This window comes from Nonomuraea sp. NPDC004702 (assembly GCF_053601695.1).
On record NZ_JBSGCE010000047.1, the window covers coordinates 12,622 to 37,051 of the forward strand.

The window sequence follows — 24,430 nt, forward strand, 5'->3', positions numbered from 1 at the left end:
ACTGCGGCAGACGACGCAGCGGGAGGCGGGCATGTGGCCGTTCGTGGGCAGGGAGTCCGATCTGGGCCGCGTCACCACCGCCCTGCGCGATCCGGCGGCCGGCGCGCTGGCGATCACCGGCCCGCCGGGCGTCGGCAAGAGCCGGCTGGTGTACGAGGCGCTCGCCACGCTCGATCCGTCCAGGTTCGTCGTGCATTCCGTGCCGGCCACCTCGGGCAACTCCGACGTGCCGCTCGGCCCGCTCGGCGTGCTCGTCCCCGACGGCGTCGTGGGCGTGGCCAGCCGCGGCGTGCTGGTGCGGGCCATGGTCGCGGCCCTGACGGCCGGGTCGCGGCGCGCGGTGGTCGTCGTGGACGACGCCCACCTGCTCGACGACGAGTCGGCGGCCGTGCTGCGCCACCTGGCCCGGACGCGGGCCGCGTTCGTGCTGGTGGTGCTGCGCGCCGGCGAGCCGTTCTCCGAGTGGCTGGCCGCGTTGTGGACCGAAGGGCTGGCCGAGCGGATCGAGCCGGCCGCGCTGTCGCCGTCCGAGGTGGGCCAGGTGCTGCACGAGGTGCTCGGCGGCCAGGCGGCCGAGCTCACCGTACGCCGCCTGCACGAGCTGACCGCCGGCAACCCGCTCCTGCTGCGCGAGGTCGTGCTGGCCGGCATGCAGGCCGGGACGCTGGCCGAGACCAAAAGCGTGTGGCGGTGGGAGGGCCCCTGGCTGGTCGCCCCCCGGCTGACCGAGCTGGTGGCCAGGCGGCTCGGCGCGCTCGCCGACCAGGAACGGTGGGCGCTCGAACTGCTCGCCCTGGCCGAGCCGGTCTCGGTCGGCGTGGTCACCCGGCTCGTCCCCGAAGACCTGCTCACCCGCCTGGAGGCGCGCGGCCTGCTGTGGATCCAGCGCGACGGCCGCCGCTCCCTGCTCCGCCTGGCCCACCCCCTGTACGGCGAGGCGCTGCGCGACGGCTGCCCGGAGCTGCGCACCCGCAGGGCCAAACGCGTGCTGGCCGAGGCCATCGCCGCCACGGGGGCCCGCCGCCGCTCCGACGCGCTGCGCATCGTCCGCTGGAGCCTCGACGCCGGCGTCAAGCCGCCCGGCATGCTGCTGACCGCCACCCGGCGCGCCTGGACGCTGCTCGACCTGCCGCTGGCCGAACAGCTCGCCCGCGCCGCCACCGAGTCGGCCCTGCTGAACGGCGACGTCGAGCAGGGCGTCGGCGCGGCGCAGGTCCTGTGGCGGGTGCTCATCTCCGGCGAGCGCACCGGCGAGCTCATGGCCATGCTCGACGTCATGGACGCCGTCGCCACCGCCGGCCACCACCACGACAAGATCGCGTTCGGCCGGGCCGAGACGCTGTTCTGGGGGCTCGGCGACCCCGCCGCCCACCGCGCGCTGCCCGCCCGCGACGCGGGCCTGCCCCCGGAGCACGCCGAGGAGCGGGCGGCCCTGAGCTCGGTGTTCGCGGCGTTCTCCGGCGACCTGCGCCCGGCGCTGTCGGAGCTGCCGCCGCTGTTCCGGGCGGGGATGGTCAACAAGGAGGCCGAGGTCAAGGCCCGCCTGGCGCACGAGCTGGCCGGCGCCTACGGCGGCCGGCCGCCCGCGCCGCCGCACGACGCGCGTGATCCCGTGCTGGCCGAGGCGGTGGAGAACATGCCGTGGCTGCCGCCGACCACCGCGCTGGTCCAGGTGCAGGGCGCGCTCCTGGCCTGCCGTACGGACCTGGCCGCGCGGCTCGCCGGACGCGAGCACGAGGCCGCCCTCGCCCACGGCTGGGAGTACGCGCTGATGGTGGCGGCGATCGCGATGGCCCAGGTCGCCCGGTTCTCCGGCGACGTGGCGGAGGCCCGGCGCAGGCTGCGCGAGGCCGTCGTCCTCCACCGGCCCGACACCGTCACCGGCCGCCTGCTCCACCGCCTGCTCTACGGCGAGGTCGCGCACGCCGAGGCGCTGGCCGGTGAGGCCGACGCCGCGCAGGACGCGCTGCGCACCGCCGACCGCCTGGAGTGGCCGCCCGCGACCATGTTCGGGCTGTGGGCCGACCTGGCCCGGCCGTGGGTGGCCGCCGCCCGGGGCGACGCCCGCGCCGCGGCCGGCCTGGCCCGCGCGACCGCCGTCCGGGCGCAGGCCATGGGCGCCGCGGCGGTGCACGCGCTCGCCCTGGCCGACGCCGTCCGGCTCGGCGCGGACGTACCGACCGCCCCGCCCGCCACCACCACGGACGGCGGCGAGTCCCCCTACCTGCGATACGCGGCGGCGATCAGCACCGGCGACCCCGCCGCGCTGGAGGCGGCGGCCGGCGACCTCGCCCGCCTCGGCCTGCACCCCCTGGCCGCCGAGGGGTACGGCCGCGCCGCGCGCCGCCACCGGGAGCACGGCCGCGCCCACACCGCCCGGCGCTGCTGGGGCCTGTCGGCCGAGCACCTGCGCCGCTGCCCCGGCCTGGCCCTGGCCGAACGGCTGCCCTCGACCGCCGAGCTGACCGCCCGCGAGCGCGAGGTGGCGACGCTGGCGCTGACCGGCCTGACCCACCGGCAGATCGCCGAACGGCTGGGCATCTCCAAACGCACCGTCGACAACCACGTCGCCCGCGCCTACGCCAAGCTCGGCGTCACCAGCCGCGGCGAGCTGCGCGACGTCCTGCGCCCCTGACGGCCGCCCCCCGGCCCGGCAGTCAGACCCGGTCGGCGGCGCGGGCGGGTGGCGCGGTCGCCTCGCGGGTCCACGACGACGGCGCGGCCCCCTGCAACGGCGTGAAGTACCACAAGAAGGAGAGCGTGGGCGCGACGACGCCGGCGATCAGGTCGGCCCCCGACCCGCCGCTCCCGCCGAACCCCGCGCCGCTGACGCGGGCGTGCAGGTCGATCCACGCCCGGTAGTCGTGGCGGGCGGCGCAGGCGAAGTCGCCGCTGACCGCCGCCGACCCGCCCGGCGCCGGGTTGCTGAACAGCAGCTTGTTCTCCCCCACGTTGAACCCCGAGTCCCGCGCGATGACGAACTCCGGCCCGGTGACGACGGTGCCCGCCGTGAGGTCCTCCAGGCTGATGGCGAGGGTCACCGACAGCTCGGAGGAGTTCCACGACCTCTCGACGTGGAAGCGGGAGTCGGGGTCCAGCCGGAACGTCGCCCCGACCTGGGCCACCGAGGGCCCGTCGATGCGCCCGTTCTCGTTGCGCGGGACGCCGATCGACGCGCCCAGCGAGGTGATCTGGTCCGCGGTGGAAGGCGCGCCGCGGTTGGTCGCCATCCGCAGCGCCAGATGGCCGGTGGTCAGGTCGTGCACGGCGGGGGCGACGGTGGGGGCGCCCAGGACCGCGCCGCCGGCCTCCCACGTCCAGCCGACCCTTGCGAAAAACGTCATGGTCCGTCCTCCTTGTGTCGGCTGTGGTCAGCGGGGTGGTCCGGCCGGGATCCGCAGGGCCGTCTGGCCGGCCAGGCTCTGCCTGGTCAGCTCGGCGCTGCGCCGGAGGCTGTCGCCGTTGGCGCGGAGCTGCTCGGTGCGCAACCGCCAGTCCCGGTCCCGCGCCTCCGAGCCGTCCGCGCCCTGCGTCTGCGTCCGCGCTTGTCCGGCCGGCGTCGCCGCGGCCCGCCCGGACGGCAGGACCATCGCCGCCGTCGTGGCCACCGCGGCCGCCCCCGTCAGCCGCAGCAGCCCTCTCCTGCCGACGGACGGCTCCCGGACGCCGTTCTGCTCGTCGTGCATCGCCCACCTCCATGCCGTGGTCTTCCTGCACCACGATGGTGGCCGCGCCGCGGGCCCCCTGTCGTGAGCACGCACGTGCTCAGCCGCGCCCGCCCGTACTCATCGGCGCCCCGCCGGCCGGGACGGCCTCCCGGCCGGCGGCGGCCTCAGGCCAGCCGGTCGGCGAGGAAGCGCAGGGCGCTGTCGATCTCGAAGTCCGGCACGTCCGCGTGCCCGCCGGGGTTGGCGTGCAGGGTCTTCTCGGCCGAGGCCAGGGCGTCGAACAGGGCCAGGGCCTCGGCCCGCGGCACCCGTTCGTCGTCCCACTGCAGCAGGAACCGCACCGGGACGGTGATCCCGGCGGCGGCCCGGGCCGAGGCGAGCGAGGTGCCGCTCAGCCCCAGGACCGCCGCGCCGATCCGCGGCTCGGCGGCCACCAGCGGGATCCCCAGGGCGCAGCCCAGCGACACGCCCCAGTAACCCACCGGCCCCTGGTCGCCGAGCGCGTCCAGGACCGACCGCCACTCCGGCACGGTCTGGGCGGCCAGCAGCGTGTGCAGCTCGGCCAGCAGCGGGGTGGGGTCGCCCGCGCCGGCCATCCGCTCCCGCATCGCGGCGATGATCCGCTCGTGTTCGGCGCTTCCGGGCCGGTCGCCGTGGGCCGGTGCGTCGATGGCCGCCGCCGCGAAACCGCGTTCGGCCGCCAGCCGGTGCGCGCGTCCCACGACGCCCGGGGCCTGCTTGTGCTGCCCGCCGCCGTGCCCGATGAGGACCAGGCCGCGGGGTTCGGCGTCCTGCGGGGTCCACAGGACGCCGGGGATGCCGCCGAGGGCGAAGGATCGTTCGATGACGCCGTCGGCCGACGTCCGGGAGAGAAAACGCATGCGCGTCCTGAGCCTTTCGGGATGCCTTGTGCGGGCGCTCCCTAGGCGATGCGCGTGAGGGAGCCCCGACCTGTCACAACGTTGATCGGTCTCACCCCCTCAGTTCGAATGCGTGGCGAAAACGTACCACACCATCAGATTTCGGCTGCGGTGAAGGAGATCCACACGTCCGGCGGGACGTCCGGGCGGTTCGGGACGGGCAGGCGCTCCTCCGTCCACGCCTCACCGGCGAACTCGGTCGCGACGCGCCGCCAGAACGCCACGCCCGCCGTGTTGGCGTCCTGGAAGGCGATCCGCCACGACCCCGGATGCCGGGAGATCACGTCCCGGACGACCCGCAGCCCGATCCCGGACCGGCGGGCGCCGCGGACCACGAAGAAGCTGTTCAGCACCCGGACCGGACCGGCCGCCGCACGCACGAACGCGAACCCGACCGGCCGGTCGCCGCTGGTGAACAGGTAGGCCGTCCAGTCGTCGTCATCGAGGGCGGTGCGCAGGCGGTCGCCGTGGTAGGTGCCGTCGGGGCCGGGGAGCCCGCCCTGGAAGTCCGCCATGTCGTGGCGGAACATGAGCCAGAGGCGTTCGACGGTGGGGTGATCCGCGGCCTCAACGGGCCGCACGTTCACCGGAGAAATGGTCATACAAGCACTCTCGGCCAGATGCAACATCCGGCCGGAAGGTACAAACTAGCAGAAGACGATCATCGCAGGCGACCCGCGGGCGTCAGCCGTGCAGCAGGTCGAGGATGTGCGGCCAGGCGTCGGCTCCGAGCCCGGCGTCGGCGACCGGGTCGCCCCCGTAGAGGAAGTCCGGCGACTCGGGGGCGGGCCCCTCCCCCGGCAGGCGCGGACGATGACCGGCCTCGGCCCGGCTGACCACCCGCACCGGGCGGCCGGCGGCACGACGCCGCGCGGCCAGCCGCCCGGCGAACGGCAGGGACGGCCACATGGCGTCGTCCCCTCCCGCCACCAGCAGCACGTCGGCCGCCGCCGCCTCGATCGGGATCTCCGCGGCCGGCAACAGATCGGCGAACGTGCGCTGGCTGAGCTCGTACAGCTCGCGCAGGGCCAGCGGGCCGTGCTCGGGCTCGGCCTCGGCCCAGTCGTCGTCGTACGGGACGAACGGCAGCGGCCGCCCCTTCCACGTCCAGGACGACCGGTAGGGACGTCTCTCCCCGTCCGGCCCCGGCCCGACGTTGCCCCACACGAGCGAGGTCGGCGACAGCGCCACCACCCCGCCGATCCGCCGGTCCCGGACGGCGGTCAGCAGCGCGGCCTCGGCCCCCTTCGACATGCCCAGCACACAGACCCGCCGGACGCCGGTGGACTCCAGCAGATCGACGGCCGACACGAACGTCTCCAGCGGGATCTCGCAGATGCCCGGCGACTGGCCCGGACCGCCGAACCAGCGGATCGACAGCGCGGTCACCCCCTCCGCGGCCAGCAGCCGGGCCCTGTCCCGTTCGATCCGGCCGCTCGACCCCGCCAGCACGAGCACGCCCGTACGGACGGCCGGGCCCGGTGTGACCAGGACGCCTTCCCACGGGCAGCTCAGTTCGCGCTCGTCCATCACCGTCACCCCTCGGCACTCGGCGGAACGGCATTCTACTGAGACGGCGCACCCCCCGAAATGGTGCATCATGGCCGCAACACCCCATGACGAGCGGAGAACACCATGTCCTTCCAGGCTTACCTGGACAACATCGAAGCCAAGACCGGACTGACCCCCCGTGAGTTCATCGCCCTGGCCGAGGAACGCGGCCTCGACGCCCCGTCCACCAAGGCCGGGACGATCATCGACTGGCTCAAGCAGGACTACGACCTCGGCCGCGGCCACGCCATGGCCCTCGTCCACGTGATCAAGAAGGGTCCGCGGATCGACGCCAAGCACGTCGGCACCACCGGTTCCCACCGCGACGAGTCCGACGTCCTCTGGTTGGACGGCAAGGACAACCGCCCGGAGCCTGCCTGACCCGCGCGGCGGGGGCGAATCCCGCCGCGCGGCTTTACCTTGTAGATCTGTAAGGGTCAGAAGTCGGCGTCGAAGCTGACCGAGCCGGTCACCCCCACCTGGTACGCCGACACCCGCCGCTCGAAGAAGTTCGACAACTCCTGCACGTCCTGCAGCTCCATGAACGCGAACGGGTTCTTCGACCCGTACAGCGGCTCGATGCCGAGCTGGGCCAGCCGCCGGTCGGCCACGTGCTCCAGGTACGAGCGCATGTCCGCGGTCGACATGCCCGGCACGCCCTGCCCGAGCAGGTCCTCGGCGAACTGCGCCTCGCAGTCGACCGCCTCGGCCAGCATCTCCCTGACCTGGCTCGCCATCTCCGCGTCGAAGAGGCCCGGCTCCTCCTGCCGGACGACGTCCACCACGTCGAAGGCGAAGGCCATGTGCATGGACTCGTCGCGGAAGACCCAGTTCGTGCCCGAGGCCAGCCCGTTCAGCAGGCCGCGCGAGCGCAGGAAGTAGACGTAGGCGAACGCGCCGTAGAAGAACAGGCCCTCGATGCAGGCGGCGAAGCAGATCAGGTTGAGCAGGAACGCCCGCCGGTCCTCGCGGGTCTCCAGCCGCTGGAGGCTGCCGATGGAGTCGATCCAGCGGAAGCAGAACTCGGCCTTGCGCCGGATGGAGGGGATGTTCTCCACCGCCGCGAACGCCGCGAACCGCTCCTCCTCGTCCGGCACGTAGGTGTCCAGCAGGTTCAGGTAGAACTGGACGTGCACCGCCTCCTCGAACAGCTGCCTGCTCAGGTACAGGCGCGCCTCGGGGGCGTTGACGTGCTGGTAGAGGTTGAGCACCAGGTTGTTGGCCACGATCGTGTCGCCGGTGGCGAAGAAGGCGACCAGGCGGCTGACCAGGTGGCGCTCGGCCGCCGACAACTTGGGCAGGTCGCTCAGGTCGGAGTGCAGGTCCACCTCCTCGACCGTCCAGGTGTTCTTGATCGCGTCGCGGTAGCGGTCGAAGAACAGGGGGTAGCGCATGGGCCGCAGGGTCAGGCTCATGCCCGGGTCGAGCAACATCGGATTCTCCTCGGGGGTCACTGGCAGGCCTCGCACGACTCGGGGTTCTCCAGGGAGCACACCAGGGCCTCCTCGGACTTGTTCGCGAGGGGCGCGGGGGGCGCGAGGGGCACGGTGGCCTGCTGGATGCGGGTGGCCGGGCGCGAGCGCAGGTAGTAGGTGGTCTTCAGGCCGGACTTCCAGGCGTACAGGTACATCGACGAGAGCTTGTCGATCGTCGGCGCGCTCATGAACAGGTTGAGCGACTGGCTCTGGTCGATGAACGGCGAGCGCGCGGCGGCCATGTCGATCAGCGCCCGCTGCGGCAGCTCCCAGGCGGTGCGGAACAGCCGGCGCATGTCCTCCGGCAGCTCGGCGATGCCCTGCACCGAGCCCTCGGCCTGCTTGATGGCCGCCCGGACGCGGTCGTTCCACAGGCCGCGCGACTTCAGCTCGGCCACCAGCGCGTTGTTGATCTGCAGGAACTCCCCGCTCAGCGTCTCGCGCTTGAACAGGTTGGACACCTGCGGCTCGATGCACTCGTAGCAGCCGACGATCGAGGCGATGGTGGCGGTCGGCGCGATCGCGATCAGCAGCGAGTTGCGCAGGCCGTGGGCGGCGATGCGCTCGCGCACCGCATCCCAGCGCCCGGCCTGGGTGCCGCTCTCCCCCCACAGGTCGTGCTGGAGCCGGCCGCGGGCCGCCCACGTCTGGTCGTAGGCGGGGTGGGCGCCGAAGCGCTCGGCCAGGCCGGCGGAGGTCTCCAGCGCCGACAGGTAGATCTCCTCGGCGATCCGGGTGGACAGCTCCTTGGCCTCGGCCGAGTCGAACGGCAGGCGCAGGGCGAAGAAGACGTCCTGCAGGCCCATCACGCCGAGGCCGACCGGGCGCCAGCGCGGGTTGCTGGCCGCGGCCTGCTCGCTCGGGTAGTAGTTGATGTCGATCACCCGGTCGAGGAAGGTGACCGCGGTGCGGACGGTGGCGCGCAGCCGCTCCCAGTCGATGCCGCCGCCGATGCCGCCGTCGATGTCGCCGCCGGGGCCCGTGCCCGTCAGGTGGGCGGCGATGTTGACCGAGCCCAGGTTGCAGACCGCGGTCTCGGCGTCGCTGGACACCTCGACGATCTCGGTGCACAGGTTGGACAGGTGCACGACGTTGCCGGGCTCGGCCGCCTGGTTGCACAGGCGGTTGGCGGCGTCCTTGAAGGTCATCCAGCCGTTGCCGGTCTGGGCCAGGGTGCGCATCATCTTGGCGTACAGGTCGCGGGCCTTGACCTGCCGGACGTACCGGCCGTCGCGCTCGGCGGCGCGGTAGGCCTCCTCGAACGCCTCGCCCCACAGGTCGGGCAGCTCGGGGACCTCGTCGGGGTCGAACAGCGACCAGATGCCGTCGGCCTCGACCCGGCGCATGAACTCGTCGGGGATCCAGTTGGCCAGGTTGAGGTTGTGGGTGCGGCGGGCGTCCTCGCCGGTGTTGTCGCGCAGTTCCAGGAACTCCTCGACGTCCGGGTGCCAGGGCTCCAGGTAGACGCAGGCCGCGCCCTTGCGCCGGCCGCCCTGGTTGACGGCGGCCACGGACGCGTCGAGCGTGCGCAGCCACGGGACGATGCCGTTGGAGTGCCCGTTCGTGCCGCGGATCAGCGCGCCCCGGGAGCGCACCCGCGACCAGGAGATGCCGATCCCGCCGGCGAACTTCGACAACTGCGCCACCTGGGCGTAACGGTCGTAGATGGAGCCGATCTCGTCACGGGGCGAGTCGACCAGGTAGCAGGAGGACATCTGGGTGTGCCGGGTGCCGGAGTTGAACAGCGTCGGCGAGCTGGGCAGATAGGCCAGCGACGACATGAGCCGGTAGAAGCCGACCGCCTCGGCGGGCGTCTCGGCCAGCCCGCAGGCCACGCGCAGCAGCCAGTACTGCGGCGTCTCCACCACCAGCCGGGTGGACGGGTGGCGCAGCAGGTAACGGTCATAGACCGTGCGCAGCCCGAAGTACTCGAACCGCAGGTCGGCGGTGACGTCGATGGCGTCGTCGAGCTTGCGGGCGTTGGCGTTGACGAACTCGGCGGTCTCGTCGCCGATGAGCCCCTCGGCGTGGCCCAGCCGGATCGCCTGGCTGAAGGAGGCCACGCCCTGCCCGCGGACCTCCTTGTCGATGTAGCCCGACAGCAGCCGCGCGGCCAGGCGCGAGTACTGCGGCTCCTCGCCGATCATCTCGGCGGCCGTCTGGATGGACAGCCGGTCGAGCTCGGCGGTGGTGGCCCCGTCGTAGAGGCCGCTGATCGTCTTGGTGGCCACCCGCATCGGGTCGATGTCCGTCAGATCGGTCGCCCAGTGCTCCACCGCACGTACGATCTTGTTGACGTCGACCGGCTCCGCGGTGCCGTTGCGCTTGCGCACCTGCATCTGGACGCGCCGCGGCGCGGACCTGTCGGCGTCCGCCCGCGCCGTCCCGGCCAGGTCCGTCATCGGGTCCCCTGTGACCGTCACTGCGCTCTCCCCTCGTGAACTCGGTCAGTGGCCGAGAACGCGCGCAGGAGGCGGACGGCGAGGCGCCACAGCCCTCTCGCCGGTGCCGTCCACCGTCCCGCGCGGCCTCGGACCAGCCGCGCGCGCATGATCGCGCGCGGCGCGCCGGCAGGTCTTCGGACTCATGGGCATGCTGTCGCTGCCTACTGGCCGTCGCTTCCCGGGCCTTCGGCCCAGTGCGTCTGACGGCGGTCGTTCCCATTCACCGCTGCGGGGCAGTCCCGGATTCCCACCGGGTTCCCTCTTGCCTCGGCCGCCCTGGCGGGGCGACCGAACCGGCTGCGGGAGACACCATATATAGGGCGGATCAAAAAGTCACACCCAACATCTCGTGTTGCGAAGAACGCCCGCTCCGATCCGGCCACCTGCCGCGGGGCCGCTCTCCGCGCGCCTCACGGGCGGAACGAGATGTGATCGAGGTCATAGACCGGCCATGCCCGGTTTTCGCTACCTTAGGTATCGATACTTCAAGTAGCGAAAACCTGAGGAGACCACCATGAGCGAGACCTCCACCGGCCGCCGTCCGGTCACGCCGGACTGGGACACCATCACCCCCGCCGAACTCGCCGCCTACGTCGAGGCGGAGAACCGGCTGCGCGCCTCCGTCGAGGCACAGGCGATCACCGGCCGGCCGGATCCCGGCGCCGCCATCGACTGGCGGACGGTGGCGCTGCCCGGCCGCGACATCCGCGTCCGGGTCCACCGGCCCCGAGCGGGCGAGCCGGGGGACGTCCTGCCGCTCGTGCTGCACGTGCACGGAGGCGGCTTCGTCGGCACGGCGCCGCAGAGCGACTGGGTCAACAGCCACCTCGCCGCCCACCTGCCCGCCGTCGTCGTCTCGGTGGACCACCGCCTGCTCGACTGGCACACGCCGCTGGCCGCCGCCGCCGACGACGGCTGGGACGTGCTCCGGCACGTGCTGGAGCACGCCGCGCAGTGGGGCGTCGACCCGGCGCGGGCCGTCCTGTTCGGCGAGAGCTGCGGCGGGCTGATCTGCGCCCTGGCGGCGATCAGGGCCCGCGACGCCGGTCTCCCCCTGAAGGCCCAGGTGCTGGTCAACCCCGCCGTGGAGGTGGCCGGGACGATGTTCGACCACCCGTCGATGACCCAGTACGCCGACACCCCGACGCTCAGCGTGCCGGTGCTGCGGCTGTTCCACCGGCTCGCCGTGCCCGAGGGGACGGACGCCCGCGCGCTCTCCCCGCTGCACGCCGGCGACCTGGGCGGGCTGGCCCCGGCGCTCGTGGCGGTGCCGACCCACGACCCGATCGCCGACCACGGCCGCCGCTACGCCGAGGCGCTGCAGGCCGCCGGCACCCCCGCCCGCCTGGCCGAGTACCCCGAGGCCGGGCACGCCTTCCTCAGCATGCCGGTGCTGGCCCCCCAGGCCGAGGACGCGCGGGCGGACATCCTGGGCTTCCTCCGCGACGCCCTCACCGCGTAACCCGCGACCGGAGCGGGCAGGCGAGGACGGGCCGGCCCCTCGCGCGGCGCCGGGTTCTGCTTCATGATCCGACCGGGTGCCGGCGCAGGCGCGGTCAGCGCCCGGCGTCCCGGGCGACGATGCCGTGCGCCAGGCGGGCCAGGGCGGCGGTGATCTGCTCGGGGGTGAGCCCGCGCCTGCGCTGCTCGGCGTAGACGTCGGGGCCCAGCGGGGCGAGGAGGATGTCGGCCAGCGCCTCGGTCTCCGGGACGCCCGCCTCGGCCAGCAGCACCCGCACGTGCGCCCGCCAGAACCCGTAGGCGCCGGTGGCGTAGCGCAGCGCGCCCTGCTCGGCGCCCAGGACGAGCGAGATGTGCTCGTCCAGCAGGCCGACCATCGCGGCGTAGAAGGCGGCGAGCCGGTCGGCGGGGGGCGCGCCGGGGCCGAGCGGCGGGTCGCCGCGCAGCAGGCGTTCCTGCAGCTCGCGCTCGTGCTCGTCGAGCAGGGCCTGCGCGATCGAGACGGTGTCGGGATAGCGGCGGTAGAGCGTGCCCCGCCCGACGCCGGCGGCCTTGGCGATGTCGTCCATGGTCACGCCGCGCGGGTCGCGGGTGGCGAACAGCTCGGCCGCGGCGGCGAGCACCTTGGCGCGGTTGCGGGCGGCGTCGGCGCGCTCGCGCGGGCGGCCCGCCTCCGCCACGGGACGCCCGGTCAGCAACTCGGTACGGGACTCCATGGCGGCGACTCTAACCCACCCCGGCATAAGTGGACAACGTGCCCGCTTAGTTGCTACGGTCACCTCGACCGCAAAACGGACGTCATGTCCACTTATTTCGAGGAGCCCCTCCCATGGCCGTTCTGCTGCACCTGGACGCCAGCGCCCGACGCCGTTCGATCAGCCGCGAGCTCGGCGACGCCTTCGCCGAGGCGTGGCGGTCCGCCCACCCCGAGGGCACCTACGTCCACCGCGACCTGGCCGCCGAGCCGGTGCCGCACATCGGGGAGGCGTGGACCGAGCTGTGCGACTACGTCATGGCCAACCAGATCACCGACATCTCCCGCTACCACGAGGCCGCCCGCACCCCGGAGCAGGCGGCCGCGTGGGCGATCGTCGAGCCGCTGCTGTCGCAGCTGGTGGCCGCGGACGTGGTGCTGATCGCCACCCCGATGTACAACTACTCGATCCCGTCGGCGCTCAAGGCCTGGCTCGACCAGGTGACCTTCCCCAAGATGTCCCTGGCCGGGCGGCGTTTCGTGGTCACCACCGCGCGCGGCGGGGCCTACTCGCCCGGCGCCCCCAAGGCCAGGTTCGACTACCAGGAGCGCTACCTGCGTGACTTCTTCGCCGGCCACTTCGCCGTCGAGGACACCACCGTCGTCGCCGCCGAGCTGGCCAACTCCCGCATCGACCCCGGCCTGTTCCACCTGCGCGCCCAGCACGACGAGCTGTACGCCGCCGCGCTGCGCGGCGCCCGCGACCTGGGGAAGGAGTTCTGACGATGAACTGGCTCATCCTCGGGCTGGCCGGGCTGGTCGAGATCGCCTGGGCGCAGAGCATCAAGCCCACCCAGGGCTTCACCAGGCCGCTGCCCACGCTGATCTGCTTCGTCCTCATGGTGGCCGCGGTCTGGCTGCTGTCGTACTCGATGAAGACCCTCCCGGTCGGCACCGCGTACGCGGTCTTCACCGGCATCGGGGCGGTCGGCGCGATCGCCCTGGGCGTCGTCGTGCACAAGGACCCGATGTCGATCGGCCGGATGGCGGCGCTGGCGCTGATCGTCGGCGGCATCGTGCTGGCCCGCCTCACCAGCCCGGAGTGACCCCTCCCCGTCCGGCCGGACGGCCGGGCTCAGCTCGGGCCGAACCAGCGGGCGAGGGCGGCCCTGAGGCCGTCGGGGCCCGCGCCCGCCCAGGCGACGTAGCCGTCGGGCCGGACGAGCAGCGCCGGGGCGGGGGCGTCGGCGGCGGTGGCGGCCACGTGGCGCACCCGGCCGAGCCAGGGCGCGGCGGCGGCGGCCAGGGCGTCGCCGCCGGTCAGGTCCAGGAGCAGGGGGCGGGCGTCGCGCATCAGCTCGGCCAGGCGCCGCGGCCGCCCGTCGCCGGTGGTCAGCGCCAGGGACGGCGCGAACCAGCCGGTGGGCCCGGCGGGCCGCTCCTCCCCCATGTCGTGGCGGACGTCGCCGCCCGCCATCAGCTCGGCGATCATGCGCAGGTTCTCCGTACGGCCCAGGAGCTCGGCGAACAGCCGTCGTAGTGCGGTGACCTCGGCGCCGGGCGCCAGCAGGGCGGTCGCGGCCAGGGTCTGGGTGACCACGCGTTCCGCGCACGCGCGGCGCTCGGTCTCGTAGCTGTCCAGCAGCCCTTCCGGGGCCCGCCCCCGGAGCGTGACGGCGAGTTTCCAGGCCAGGTTGGCGGCGTCCTGGAGGGCCAGGTTCAGGGTGGGCCCGTGACTCACCTGGGCGGCGTCGCCGGCGACGAAGACGCGTCCGGCGCGGTAGCGGTCGGCGAGCCGGGTGTTGCGCCCGCACAGCCGGCGCAGCATGACCGGCGCTCCCTCGGGCGGCGGGCTCAGCGGCAGGCGCACCCCGAGGACGCGTTCGACGCTCTTCTCCATCTCGGCCAGCGTCATCGGCGCGCCCGGCCCCGGGTAGCCGCCCGCCGGATGCTCCTCCCACTCGGCGGTGTTGATCAGCGGCCGCCGCGGGTCGTGGGCCAGGAGGGTGAAGACGCCGCGATCGGTGCGGTGGAAGTGGGCGGGGATCTCGCCGAGCCCCTCGATCAGGACGCGCCCGCCGGGCAGGATCCGGACGTGCTCGCTCGGGCCGATGAGGGCCGAGCGGTCCACGACGTGATCGTCGCTGACGCCGGGGAAGCCGATGCCCGCCGCCTTCCTGACCATGCTGTGGCCGCCGTCGCAGCCGACCAGGTAGCGGGCGGTGAGGGTGGTCTCGGCGCCGCCGGGACCGCGGGTCACGACCTCGACCCGGTCGGCGTCCTGGGCGAAGGAGATCACCTCCTGGCCGCGCCGCACCTCCGCGCCCAGTTCGGCCGCGCGCGTGGCGAGCACCCGTTCGAGGTCGCGCTGGTCGCAGGGCAGGAGGTACATCGGGTTGGCCTCGCCGAGCGTGTGCAGCGGCAACGGCATCCCGCCGAAGAAGTGGCCCGGCGCCGGCCCCGGGACGCCCCGGCCGCCGCAGCGTTCGAACAGGCCGCGGTGGTCCAGCAGCCGGACGACCTGGCCGGCCAGGCCGTGGGCCTTGTCCGACAGGTCGGGCTCCGGCCGTCGTTCCAGCACCAGCGGCCGCACGCCGGCCAGGCGCAGCTCGCAGGCGAGGAAGAGGCCGGCGGGCCCGGCGCCGACGACGATGACGTCGAACATCATGGACGGTCCTTGGGGTACAGGGCTGTATCTAATTCCGGCCACCGTAGAGCGCCGGGATAAGATACGCAAGTGACTCTCAAGCACCCTGCCCCCGGCGGCGCGTCCCGCCGTCGCGGCCCCGCGCTGGAGGAGGCGATCCTCGACGCCGCCTGGCAGGTGCTGGTCGAGCACGGCTACCACGGCTTCACCTTCGAGGCCGTCGCGGCCCGCGCCGGCACCAGCCGCCCGGTGCTCTACCGGCGCTGGCCCCGGCGCGACGACCTGCTGCTGGCCACCCTCGCCAAGTTCTGGCGGCTGATCGACGTGCCCGACACCGGCAGCCTGCGCGAGGACGCCGTCGGGTTCCTGCGCAACGCCGGCGACGACCGCGCGGGCATGCTGACGCTGATGAGCGTGCAGCTCGCCGACTACTTCCGGGAGGCCGGCACCAGCCTCACCGAGCTGCGCGACACCCTGCTGCCACCCGGCCGGGCGACCGCGTTCGAGACGATCGTGTGCCGGGCGGTCGAGCGCGGCGAGCTGCCCGACGTGCCGCGTTCGTCCAGGGTGGTGAACCTGCCGCTGGACCTGCTCCGGCACGACATGCTCGTCACGATGCGCCGGGTGCCGGAGGAGTCGATCGCCGAGATCGTGGACGAGGTGTGGCTGCCCCTGCTGGGCGCGTCCCCCGGCTGACCGGCGGCCACCAGGGGCGGCCTCCCCGTGGCGGCGAGCCGGTCAGCTCCCGTAGTAGTCGCGGATCTCCCAGAACCTGGACGGGTGCCCGTCACAGGTGTACTGGACGGCCTCCAGGTTGTTGGCGGTGCTGACCCCGCCGGCGATGGTCAGGCACTTGGCGGTCTGCACGTTGCGGAACTCGACGTACTGGCCGACGCGGTTGCCGAGCGCCCAGTAGCGCGAGGGGTGGGTGTCGCAGGTGTACTGGAGGGCGACGACGTTGTTCTCGGTGCTGACGCCGCCGGCGATGGTCAGGCACTTGCCGGTCTGCCGGTTCCTGACCTGCAGGGCCGCGCTGGAGTAGCCCCAGACGTCCCAGCGGCGGGAGGGGTGGCTGTCGCAGTCGTACTGGACGGCGTGCACGTTGTTCTCCGTGCTGACGCCCCCGGCGATGGTCAGGCACTTGCCGGTCTGCCGGTTGACGAGCTGGACGTTGGACGCGGCCCAGACGGACGAGGCCGACGCGGGCGCCGGGGCGGCGGTGAGCGCGAGGACGAGCAGCGGGGCGGCGACGGCCGCCGGGCGAAGGAGATGTGTCTTCATGCGACCAAGCGTGCGACGGCCGGGCTCGTAGGGCCTGAGTAGCGCGTACTCAATGTGCGCGACGGGGTTGTGCGCCTGGACGATCATGAATGAGGATCGTGCACATGACAACACAACGGATTCAAGGAAGGGTCTTCGGCGAGGTCGCCGACGAGTACGACAGGGTCCGGCCCGGCTACCCGGCGCAGCTGGCCGCGGACGTGCTGGCCTACGCCGGAGGGCCCGCGCTGGAGGTGGGCGCGGGCACGGGGAAGGCGACGGAGCTGTTCGCGGCGACCGGCGTCGAGGTCGTGGCCACCGAGCCGGATCCGGCCATGGCCGCCGTGCTGGCCCGGCGGACCGCCGACCGGCCGAACGTGACGGTCACCGTCTCGGCGTTCGAGGAGTACGTCCCGGAGCGGGCGTTCGGCCTGCTGTACTGCGCCCAGGCGTGGCACTGGGTCGACAAGGAGGTGCGCTGGCAGCGGGCCGCCGCGGCGCTGGCCCCGGGCGGCGGGCTCGCCCTGTTCTGGAACGTCGACTGGCCCGCCGACGAGGGGGTGACCGCGCGGCTGCTGGCCGCGCACGAGCGGTTCGCCCCGCACATCAGGCCCAACACCGGCCCGATCGGCAGGCCCATCGGCGAGGAGGCCGGAGCCCGCGAGTGGGCCGGGGAGATGGGGCTGCCGCCCGAGTTCGGCGACCTCGGCACCCGCCTCTACCGGTCGGGACGCACGGTCTCGGCCGCCGACTACGTCGCCCTGCTGTCCACCCAGTCGTCCTACCGCATCCTGGCCGAGGACGTGCGCGAGAACCTGTTCGGCACGCTCCTCGACACGCTCGGCGAGCAGGTCGCCCTGAACGTCGAGACGGCCCTCTACCTGGCCCGCCACCTCCCCTGACCGGCGGCACGGCACGGACGGGCGCACCCCGTCACGGCTGGGCCCTGCCGGTCGCCCACGCCCATCCCGCGATCATCACGCGGTTCCTCGCGCCGATCTTGCGCTGGACCGCGGCGACATGGTTCTTCACCGTCCCCGGGGACAGGAAGAGCTCGGCGGCGATCTCCGCGTTGGTCCGCCCCTGAGCCACCAGGGCCACGATCTCGTCCTCCCGCTCGGTCAGCACCACGTCCGACACCTCCCGTTCCGGGCCGCTGCCGCGCAGCAGCCGGACGGTGAGCTGGGGGCTGATGAGCATGTCGCCGTTCACGGCCGCCCGGACGGCCTCCACGAGCAGCGCGGGGCCCGAACGTTTCAGCACGAACCCGGCCGCGCCGTGCCTGAGCGCCGCCTGCACGTACTCCTCCAGCCCGAACGTGGTGACGACCACCACGTGGATGCCGGTGCCGGCCAGGGCGCGGGTCACCTCGATGCCGTCGGCCCCGGGCATGCGGATGTCGGCGAGCACCACGTGCGGCCGGACGGCGAGGGCGGTGTCGATCGCGGTGCGGCCGTCGGCCGCCTCGGCCACCACGCTCAGGTCGGGCTGGGCGTCGAGGATCAGGCGGAAGGCGTCGCGGATGCCCTCCTGGTCGTCGGCGACGAGGATGCGGATGCTCACCCGGGAGATTGTCGCAGCGGCAGCCGCGCCGCCAGCGACCACCCGTCCGGCACGGCCCCCGCGACCAGCTCGCCCCCTTCTTCGGCGACGAGCGCGGCCAGGCCGGGCAGGCCGGAGCCGCCGCGGCGGCGGCCCGCCGCGCCGGACGTCCCGTCGTTGGTCAGGGTGATCTCCAGGACGTCACCCGGCGTCGTGACGGACAGCTCGACGCGGCCGGCCCGCGGCGCGTGCCGCCGGATGTTGGTCAGCCCTTCGATCACGATCCGGTAGGCCAGCGCCGCCGTCTCCGCCGGGACGGCCGCCGCGCGGTCGATCCGCACGCCGACGTGCGCGGATCCGGCGGCGGAGAAGCGCGCGGCGGCCTCGGCGACGCCGTCCAGGTCGCCGGACGGTCCGGGGGGCCGGTCGTGGTGGAGCATGTCGAGCGTGCGGTCGAGCGTGGACAGGGCCCGTTGACCGGCCGCCTCGACGCGTTCCAGGGCCCGCAGCGGATCGCCCGCGACGGCGCCCGCCTGGGCGTGCGCGACCATCTCGCTGATGTCGTGGGCGAGGAAGTCGTGCAGGTCGCCGGCCAGCCGCAGCCGCAGGACGGTGCGGGTGTCGGCCACCGCCCGCCGCTGCCGTACGTCGAGCAGGCGCAGGTAGGCGCCCACGGCGGCGCCCGCCAGCACGCCCGCCCCCCAGAACGCGCACGCCCCTGCCGCCTCCAGCGCGGAGGCCGGCGTGAAGACCCGCGGCAGCCAGGTGGCCGCGGCGAGCCCCGCCAGCAGCGCCGCGGGCACGGCCCGGCGGACCGGCGCGTACCGGACGACCAGCCCGGCCGCGACCGTCAGCGCCGCGCTCTCGGCCATGCCCAGCGCGCCGACGCCCGGCGTGGACGGCCCTCCGGCGGCCCGCCACAGGGCCGTGACCGCCAGGGACGCGCCCGCGGCCGGCAGGACCAGCCAGGCGAGCCACCCGGCCCTGCTCCCGGCCCTGCTCCCGGCCCTGCTCCCGGCCCTGCTCCTGGTCAGGAACAACCCGATCGCCGCCACGGCGACGGCGACCGCCGCCGGCAGCGCGGCGGCGGCCATCCACAGCACGTTCACCCAGGACACGATATGCGCCCGCGCCGCGCGCCCCCACGTGCCGAACGGCACTGCCGCGGCCCGCGGGAGGTGCCGAACGGCATCTGCCCGCCGTGCGCCCGCGCTGGAAGGCTCGTCGGCATGACGATCTTCACTTCCGGCCGGTACGGGTACGCGGCGGCGCTGTGGGCGGTCGCCTACGGCCTGCTCGGCGCGGCGTGGGCGCTCGGGGCGCCCGGTTACCCCTGGGGGGCCGACGATCCCGACCCCGACGGCGCGCTGTCGATCCTGGCCGGCACGGCGCCGCCGTTCGGCTGGTGGATCGCGGCGTTCTCGGCCCTGGTGGCCGCGACGGCACTGGCCCTGGCCCGCCGCGACGACGCCCACCCGGCGAACGACCCCGGACCGGACGCCCCTCCGCCGCGCCGACCTGGGCCGGGCGACCCTCCGCCGCTCCGGCTCGGGCCGCCGCGCCGACCCGGGACGAGCCCCCGGGGTGGTGAGCGCCCGGCGAAGGGGGTGTGGGGGCGGGTGCCGGTCCTTCTGGCCTGGCCGATCGCCGCGTTGCTGGTGCTGGTGGTTCCGGACTCGCGGCTGATGATGGGCGTCGCCTACACGCCGTTGCTCCTGGCCGCGCCCCTGTTCGGCTGGGGGCTGGGCGGCGCGACGTTCGCCGACGCCTGGCCGTGGCCGGTGCTCAACCAGCTCGTGTGCGTGCTGGGCGGCCTGCTGCTGGCCGCCGCCGCGCGGGACCACGGGCGCGGGCGCGGGAACTGGTTCACCCCGGCGCGCGGGCGGATCGCGGTGTACGTGGCGGTCGCGGTGCCGCTGGTCTACTGCGCCACCCGGTGGGCCTGGGCGCTGGGCATCCCGCTCGGCGTGAGCACGGAGTTCCTGGCCGCGGGCGAGGACGGGCTGTGGCTGGCGGGGGCGTACCTGGCGACGTTCGGGGCGCTGGGCGGCGTGCTGACCCTCGGGCTGGTCCAGCGGTGGGGCGAGGTGTTCCCGCGGTGGATCCCGGGGCTGCGCGGCCGGCGGGTGCCGCCGCTGCTGGCGGTCGTCCCGGCCGGGTTCGTCTCGATCATCGTCACGGTGGCCGGGCTCACCTACATCCGCTGGACCGTGGCCGGCCGGTTCGCCCTGGAGGAGTGGGGAGCCTGGCTGCCGGAGTGCTTCTGGCCGGTGTGGGGCGCCGCGCTGGCCACCGCCGCCGTCTGCTACCACCGGCGCCGCCGGGCGAGCCCGCCTCCGGCGGCGGAGGTCAGCCCGCGCTCTGCCGGTCGGGCTCGATGAGCAGGACGACCCGTTCCTCCGCGCGCGAGTAGGGACCGCCGATGTACTTCGCGGCGATCCGGTCGACGATCTCCCAGCCCGCCTCGCCCTCGACCCACTCCACGACCCGGCCCCGGACGAGCACCGGCCGGAACGGGTCGCCGGGCGGCGTCAGGGAGAGCGCGACCCGCGGGTCGCGCCGCAGGTTGAGCGCCTTGCGGGAGCGCGGGCCGGTGAGGACGGCGACATGGTCGCCGTGCGTGCCGATCCAGACCGGGACGGAATGGGGAGCGCCGTCGGGCAGGACGGTGGCGAGATGGGCGATCGGGGTGCCGTCGAGCACGCCGCGCACGTCGGGGTCGAGTTTCATGGGTTCTCTCCGGGTTTTGGAGTTCCTTGAGGAGACTCTGTAACCGTAGCACCGAGAGTTCCTTCAGGGAACCCCGAAAGGTAGGGTGGGTCCATGCAGCGCACCAACTTCGCGGAGATGGCCTGCTCCATCGCCCGCACCCTCGACGTGATCGGCGAGCCGTGGTCGCCGCTGATCCTGCGGGACGTGTGGGCCGGAGTACGGCGGTTCGACCAGCTCCAGGCCGATCTCGGCATCTCCCGCAAGGTGCTGACCGAACGGCTCACCCACCTCGTCGACCACGGCGTCCTCGAACGCCGCCCCTACGACCGGCGGCCGCGCCACGAATACCACCTGACGGCCAAGGGCGCCGAGCTGGTCGACCTGCTCATGGTCATGGCCGGATGGGGTGACCGGTGGCTCGCGGGCCAGGCCGGGCCGCCCGTGCTCTACCGCCACCACGCCTGCGGCGAGATCAGCGCCGTGGAGCTGCGCTGCGCCCACTGCGGCGCGCCGATGCACTCCGGCGACGTCGACCTGCTGCCCGGCCCCGGCGCGGCCGGCCCGGACAAATCGGCGCCCGGCCCCGGCGCGGCCGGCCTGCCCGGATGAATCGGCACCCGGCGCCACGGAGGACCGGCCCGGGTAAATCGGCGGCCGGCGCCACAGAGGACCGGCCCGGGTAGATCGGCGGCCGGCGGCACGGCCGACCGGCCCGGGTAAATCGGTGGCCGGCGCCACCGACGGCCTGGGAGCCTGAGTCATGCCTCCCACGGAAGCGGGCCCGTACCGAGCCGGCGGAACGGCGCTCGTGGCCGCGATCCCCGAAGCGGAGCCGCTGGTCGGCCCCTGGCGCTCCCGGCTGGACGCCGCCGCCGCCGACGGCGTCCCCGCGCACGTGACGATCCTCTACCCGTTCCTCGATCGCGACCGTCTCGACGAGGGGGCGCTCGACCGGCTGATCGGCGCGCATCCCGCCTTCGACGTGCGGTTCGCCGGATGCGGCAGGTTCCCCGGGGTGCTCTACCTCTCCCCCGACCCCGAGCGGCCGTTCCGGGAGCTGACGGAGGCGGTCGCCGCCCGGTGGCCCGAGGCCCCGCCCTACGGCGGCCGGTTCGCCTCGATCGTCCCCCACCTCACGGTCGCCGACCAGCAGGAGCCGGAGCTCCTCGACCACGTGGAGGCCGAGCTGGCCGCGGGGCTGCCGCTGGCCGCCCGGGTCCGCGAGGTGCGCCTGCTGGTCAGCGACGGCCGCCGCTGGCACGCGGACCGGACCTTCGCGCTCGGGCGCCACTTCTGAGCGCCTGACAGGCTTTCGTCACTCACCGTGTCTTTGCCATTCCTTGGCGTTACGATCAGGGGAGATTCCCGTCCCTGATCGATCACGGAGTGCCGTATGGAGCGAACGGTTCTGGCCGCCGTCACCGAACACCCCGACGCCGACTCGGCGCTCGCCGAGCAGATCCGCCGGGTGTGCGCCGAGATGGGCGAGCTCGGCCTCCAGGTGCGCTGGACCCGCCGCACGGCCGACGCCCTGGCGGTGGTCGGGTCCGACGCCTCGCTCACGGCGATCCTGGCGGCCTGGGACGCGCCCGGCGCCGAAGACCTGCTGGCCGCGGTGGCCAAGCGCTTCCGCGGCCTGCCGGTCTTCCTGATCACCCAGGACCAGGAGCTGCCGCTGTGGGTGTACGAGGTCATCCAGGGTTACGTCTTCCCGCTGGAGGACACCCCGCAGTTCATCGCCGGGCGCATCGCGCACGCCGCCGACCAGTACGCCGACCAGATCCTCCCGCCGTTCTTCCGCGCGCTGCTGCACCTGGAGGACCACCACCCCTACTCCTGGCACACCCCGGCGCACGCGGGCGGCGTGGCGTTCCTGAAGTCGCCCGTGGGCCGGGCGTTCTTCGACTTCTACGGCGAGCGGCTGCTGCGCACCGACCTGTCGATCTCCGTCGGGGAGCTGGGCTCGCCGCTCGACCACACCGGCCCGATCGGCGAGGCCGAGCACAACGCGGCCCGCGTCTTCGGCGCCGAGCGCACGTTCTTCGTGGTCAACGGCAACTCCACCGCCAACCGCATCGTCGGGCACCACGCGATCGCCCGCGACGACACCGTCCTGGTCGACCGCAACTGCCACAAGTCGATCCAGCACGCGCTGGCCATCAGCGGCGCGCGGCCGGTCTACCTGGTTCCCGAGCGCAACGGGCTGGGGCTGGCCGGGCCGATCCCGGCCGCCGCGCTGGAGGCGTCCGCCGTCCGGGCGCGGGTGGCCGGCCATCCGCTCGCGGCGGGCGACCCCGCGTACGCGGTCGTCACGAACTCCACCTACGACGGCGTCTGCTACGACGCGGTCCGGGTCGCCGAGCTGCTGGGCGCCACCGTGCCGCGGCTGCACTTCGACGAGGCGTGGTTCGCCTACGGCCGGTTCAACCCGCTCTACTCCCGCCGGTACGCCATGTCGGTCGACGAGCGCACACTGCCCGGCCCGGAGCGTCCCACCGTGTTCGCCACGCAGTCCACGCACAAGTTGCTGGCCGCGTTGTCGCAGGCGGCGATGTTGCACGTCCGGCCCGCGCCGCGGGCGCCGGTCGACTTCGACGCGTTCAACGAGACGTACCTGATGCACGCCTCGACCTCGCCGCTGTACCCCATGATCGCCTCCCTCGACGTGGCCGCGGCGATGATGGACGGCCCCTCCGGGTCGTTCCTGACCGGCGAGGCGATCGTCGAGGCGGTCCGGTTCCGGCAGGCGATGACCCGGCTGGCCGCCCGCATCCGCGAGGACGGCCGCCGGCCCGGCTGGTTCTTCGGCCTCTGGCAGCCGCCCTCGGTGCTCGACCCGCACACCGGCCGGGCCGTGCCCTTCGCCGACGCCGACCCGGCGCTGCTGAGCTCGGAGCCGCGCTGCTGGGTGCTGGAGCCCGGCGCCGCCTGGCACGGCTTCGACGGCATGCGCGACGACTACGCCCTGCTCGACCCGGTCAAGGTGACGATCACCTGCCCCGGCGCGGACGCGGCCGAGGGCACGCTGGAGTGGGGCATCCCGGCCAAGGTCGTGGCCGCCTACCTGCAGCGGCGCGGCATCGTGGTGGAGAAGACCGGCGACCACACCCTGCTGGTGCTGTTCTCGATGGGCATCACCAAGGGCAAGTGGGGCACGCTGATCGACGCGCTCACCGACTTCAAGAACGCCTACGACGACGACAGGGCGCTGGCGGACGTGCTGCCCGGGTTCGGGCCGTCCGGCGTGTCGTTGCGGGCGTTCTGCGGCGAGGTGCACGCCAAGCTGCGCGACTCGGGCGTGGGCGCGCTGCTCGACCAGGTCTTCACCGCGCTGCCGGAGCCGGTCTCCACGCCCGCCGACGTCTACCAGGCCATGATCCGCTCCCGTACCGAGCGGGTCCCGCTGGCCCGGCTGGCCGGGCGGGTGGTGGCGGCGACCGTGGTGGTCACCCCGCCCGGGATCCCCATGCTGATGCCGGGCGAGGCGACCGGCGCGGCCGACGGCCCGCTGATGCACTACCTGCGCGCCCTGGAGGACTTCGACCGGACCTTCCCCGACCTGGCCACCGACATCCACGGCGCCCACCGCGACGGCGAGGGCCGCTACTGGGTGGAGGTCCTCCGCGACTGACGGCCGCCCCCGAAGAGCCGACCTCGGCCAGGGTGGTGACGGACGACTTCACGGGCCCCTTCGCTGCCACCGGCGGTGTGCTCCTGCGACAGCAGCGCCATCCTGCCGCTGTCGACGATCAACCGTCGCGGGCCTCCTTCGGCGCGGGCAGCGCGTGCGGGAGCCGGGGCAACGTCCCGGCCACCCAGCCGGCCAGGGCGCTCTCGGGGACGCCGCCGACCCGCCGGCTTCGGTGAGCCAGTCCTTGAGCCGGGCGGGGTCGGCGGGCAGGCGCTGGACCTCGTCGTAGGTCAGCGACTGCCCGGCCGGCTCGAACTCGACGGGCTGCCGCACGGCCCTCACGTGGCCCCTGGCCGGCTCGGTGGACAGCCGCACGGTCTTCCCCGTCGATCGACTCGCTCCGAAGGGTTGCCCGCCGCCTTCCC

The 24,430-nt window shown here is 74.0% G+C and carries 24 protein-coding genes and 1 riboswitch; of the genes, 11 read left to right on the forward strand and 13 right to left on the reverse strand.

The window, feature by feature from the left end; all coding sequences use genetic code 11:
* Positions 1–31 precede the first annotated feature (31 nt).
* On the forward strand, positions 32–2,635 hold the full coding sequence (locus ACWEJ6_RS39350; protein ID WP_452430518.1) for a LuxR C-terminal-related transcriptional regulator: 2,604 nt from the start codon (positions 32–34) through the stop codon (positions 2,633–2,635).
* A 22-nt stretch (positions 2,636–2,657) separates the two neighbouring features.
* Here the strand turns inward: ACWEJ6_RS39350 and ACWEJ6_RS39355 are convergent, their stop codons facing one another.
* The 5 genes from ACWEJ6_RS39355 to ACWEJ6_RS39375 form a co-directional block, all read right to left on the reverse strand.
* Positions 2,658–3,344 carry a hypothetical protein gene (locus ACWEJ6_RS39355; protein ID WP_452430520.1) on the reverse strand — a complete coding sequence of 229 codons (687 nt, stop codon included), beginning with the start codon at positions 3,342–3,344 and terminating at the stop codon, positions 2,658–2,660.
* A gap of 27 nt (positions 3,345–3,371) precedes the next feature.
* Positions 3,372–3,686: a hypothetical protein gene (locus ACWEJ6_RS39360; RefSeq protein ID WP_452430523.1), complete on the reverse strand. Its 315-nt coding sequence runs from the start codon at positions 3,684–3,686 to the stop codon at positions 3,372–3,374.
* Positions 3,687–3,832: 146 nt separating this feature from the next.
* Positions 3,833–4,549 carry an alpha/beta hydrolase gene (locus tag ACWEJ6_RS39365; RefSeq protein WP_452430525.1) on the reverse strand — a complete coding sequence of 239 codons (717 nt, stop codon included), beginning with the start codon at positions 4,547–4,549 and terminating at the stop codon, positions 3,833–3,835.
* Between the two features lie 134 nt (positions 4,550–4,683).
* Positions 4,684–5,190, reverse strand: a complete 507-nt coding sequence (locus tag ACWEJ6_RS39370; protein ID WP_452430527.1) for a GNAT family N-acetyltransferase — start codon at positions 5,188–5,190, stop codon at positions 4,684–4,686.
* An 82-nt stretch (positions 5,191–5,272) separates the two neighbouring features.
* On the reverse strand, positions 5,273–6,118 hold the full coding sequence (locus tag ACWEJ6_RS39375; RefSeq protein WP_452430529.1) for an alpha/beta hydrolase family protein: 846 nt from the start codon (positions 6,116–6,118) through the stop codon (positions 5,273–5,275).
* A 105-nt stretch (positions 6,119–6,223) separates the two neighbouring features.
* Here ACWEJ6_RS39375 and ACWEJ6_RS39380 point away from each other — a divergent pair, with 105 nt between their 5' ends.
* Positions 6,224–6,520 (forward strand): DUF4287 domain-containing protein, encoded by a 297-nt coding sequence (locus tag ACWEJ6_RS39380; RefSeq protein WP_452430531.1) that lies wholly within the window; start codon positions 6,224–6,226, stop codon positions 6,518–6,520.
* A 56-nt stretch (positions 6,521–6,576) separates the two neighbouring features.
* Here the strand turns inward: ACWEJ6_RS39380 and ACWEJ6_RS39385 are convergent, their stop codons facing one another.
* Both ACWEJ6_RS39385 and ACWEJ6_RS39390 read right to left on the reverse strand, forming a co-directional pair.
* Positions 6,577–7,572, reverse strand: coding sequence for a ribonucleotide-diphosphate reductase subunit beta (locus tag ACWEJ6_RS39385; RefSeq protein WP_452430533.1), 996 nt, complete (start codon positions 7,570–7,572; stop codon positions 6,577–6,579).
* 17 nt (positions 7,573–7,589) lie between these two features.
* The gene (locus ACWEJ6_RS39390; protein ID WP_452430535.1) at positions 7,590–10,037 is read right to left on the reverse strand and encodes a ribonucleoside-diphosphate reductase subunit alpha; all 2,448 of its coding nucleotides are present in this window, start codon (positions 10,035–10,037) and stop codon (positions 7,590–7,592) included.
* Between the two features lie 129 nt (positions 10,038–10,166).
* Positions 10,167–10,371: riboswitch (cobalamin riboswitch) on the reverse strand.
* 201 nt (positions 10,372–10,572) lie between these two features.
* Between ACWEJ6_RS39390 and ACWEJ6_RS39395 the strand changes: the two genes are divergently transcribed.
* Positions 10,573–11,520: an alpha/beta hydrolase gene (locus ACWEJ6_RS39395; protein ID WP_452430537.1), complete on the forward strand. Its 948-nt coding sequence runs from the start codon at positions 10,573–10,575 to the stop codon at positions 11,518–11,520.
* A gap of 94 nt (positions 11,521–11,614) precedes the next feature.
* On the opposite strand, the gene ACWEJ6_RS39400 is transcribed toward ACWEJ6_RS39395, so the two are convergent.
* The gene (locus tag ACWEJ6_RS39400; RefSeq protein WP_387680859.1) at positions 11,615–12,235 is read right to left on the reverse strand and encodes a TetR/AcrR family transcriptional regulator; all 621 of its coding nucleotides are present in this window, start codon (positions 12,233–12,235) and stop codon (positions 11,615–11,617) included.
* Between the two features lie 113 nt (positions 12,236–12,348).
* Between ACWEJ6_RS39400 and ACWEJ6_RS39405 the strand changes: the two genes are divergently transcribed.
* Together ACWEJ6_RS39405 and ACWEJ6_RS39410 are read left to right on the forward strand one after the other, a co-directional pair.
* Positions 12,349–12,996 carry an FMN-dependent NADH-azoreductase gene (locus ACWEJ6_RS39405; RefSeq protein WP_364393589.1) on the forward strand — a complete coding sequence of 216 codons (648 nt, stop codon included), beginning with the start codon at positions 12,349–12,351 and terminating at the stop codon, positions 12,994–12,996.
* Between the two features lie 2 nt (positions 12,997–12,998).
* Positions 12,999–13,319: a DMT family transporter gene (locus tag ACWEJ6_RS39410; RefSeq protein WP_352360314.1), complete on the forward strand. Its 321-nt coding sequence runs from the start codon at positions 12,999–13,001 to the stop codon at positions 13,317–13,319.
* A 29-nt stretch (positions 13,320–13,348) separates the two neighbouring features.
* On the opposite strand, the gene ACWEJ6_RS39415 is transcribed toward ACWEJ6_RS39410, so the two are convergent.
* A complete protein-coding gene (locus tag ACWEJ6_RS39415; RefSeq protein ID WP_452430540.1) occupies positions 13,349–14,881 on the reverse strand; it encodes an FAD-dependent monooxygenase in 1,533 nt (510 codons plus the stop codon).
* Positions 14,882–14,950: 69 nt separating this feature from the next.
* On the opposite strand from ACWEJ6_RS39415, the gene ACWEJ6_RS39420 reads away from it, so the two are divergent.
* On the forward strand, positions 14,951–15,556 hold the full coding sequence (locus ACWEJ6_RS39420; RefSeq protein ID WP_452430542.1) for a TetR/AcrR family transcriptional regulator: 606 nt from the start codon (positions 14,951–14,953) through the stop codon (positions 15,554–15,556).
* Positions 15,557–15,598: 42 nt separating this feature from the next.
* Here the strand turns inward: ACWEJ6_RS39420 and ACWEJ6_RS39425 are convergent, their stop codons facing one another.
* The gene (locus ACWEJ6_RS39425) at positions 15,599–16,141 is read right to left on the reverse strand and encodes an RICIN domain-containing protein (RefSeq protein WP_387680869.1); all 543 of its coding nucleotides are present in this window, start codon (positions 16,139–16,141) and stop codon (positions 15,599–15,601) included.
* A 104-nt stretch (positions 16,142–16,245) separates the two neighbouring features.
* Here ACWEJ6_RS39425 and ACWEJ6_RS39430 point away from each other — a divergent pair, with 104 nt between their 5' ends.
* Entirely contained in the window at positions 16,246–17,022 is a 777-nt protein-coding gene (locus tag ACWEJ6_RS39430; RefSeq protein WP_452430545.1) for a class I SAM-dependent methyltransferase, read from the forward strand.
* 31 nt (positions 17,023–17,053) lie between these two features.
* Here ACWEJ6_RS39430 and ACWEJ6_RS39435 read toward each other — a convergent pair whose 3' ends face one another.
* Entirely contained in the window at positions 17,054–17,683 is a 630-nt protein-coding gene (locus ACWEJ6_RS39435; RefSeq protein WP_452430547.1) for a response regulator, read from the reverse strand.
* Positions 17,680–18,771 carry a sensor histidine kinase gene (locus tag ACWEJ6_RS39440; protein ID WP_452430549.1) on the reverse strand — a complete coding sequence of 364 codons (1,092 nt, stop codon included), beginning with the start codon at positions 18,769–18,771 and terminating at the stop codon, positions 17,680–17,682. The genes ACWEJ6_RS39435 and ACWEJ6_RS39440 overlap by 4 nt, the downstream gene beginning before the upstream one ends.
* Positions 18,772–18,891: 120 nt before the next feature.
* On the opposite strand from ACWEJ6_RS39440, the gene ACWEJ6_RS39445 reads away from it, so the two are divergent.
* Positions 18,892–20,043 (forward strand): hypothetical protein, encoded by a 1,152-nt coding sequence (locus ACWEJ6_RS39445; protein ID WP_452430551.1) that lies wholly within the window; start codon positions 18,892–18,894, stop codon positions 20,041–20,043.
* Here ACWEJ6_RS39445 and ACWEJ6_RS39450 read toward each other — a convergent pair.
* Entirely contained in the window at positions 20,012–20,392 is a 381-nt protein-coding gene (locus ACWEJ6_RS39450; RefSeq protein WP_358300405.1) for a TIGR03618 family F420-dependent PPOX class oxidoreductase, read from the reverse strand. The two genes, ACWEJ6_RS39445 and ACWEJ6_RS39450, sit on opposite strands and share 32 nt — an antisense overlap.
* Positions 20,393–20,485: 93 nt before the next feature.
* Between ACWEJ6_RS39450 and ACWEJ6_RS39455 the strand changes: the two genes are divergently transcribed.
* The 3 genes from ACWEJ6_RS39455 to ACWEJ6_RS39465 all read left to right on the forward strand — a co-directional run bounded on the left by ACWEJ6_RS39455 (position 20,486) and on the right by ACWEJ6_RS39465 (position 24,005).
* Positions 20,486–20,983, forward strand: coding sequence for a winged helix-turn-helix transcriptional regulator (locus ACWEJ6_RS39455; RefSeq protein WP_452430554.1), 498 nt, complete (start codon positions 20,486–20,488; stop codon positions 20,981–20,983).
* 151 nt (positions 20,984–21,134) lie between these two features.
* Positions 21,135–21,671 (forward strand): 2'-5' RNA ligase family protein, encoded by a 537-nt coding sequence (locus tag ACWEJ6_RS39460; protein WP_452430556.1) that lies wholly within the window; start codon positions 21,135–21,137, stop codon positions 21,669–21,671.
* Between the two features lie 96 nt (positions 21,672–21,767).
* On the forward strand, positions 21,768–24,005 hold the full coding sequence (locus tag ACWEJ6_RS39465) for an Orn/Lys/Arg family decarboxylase (protein ID WP_452430558.1): 2,238 nt from the start codon (positions 21,768–21,770) through the stop codon (positions 24,003–24,005).
* The last annotated feature ends 425 nt before the right edge of the window (positions 24,006–24,430 follow it).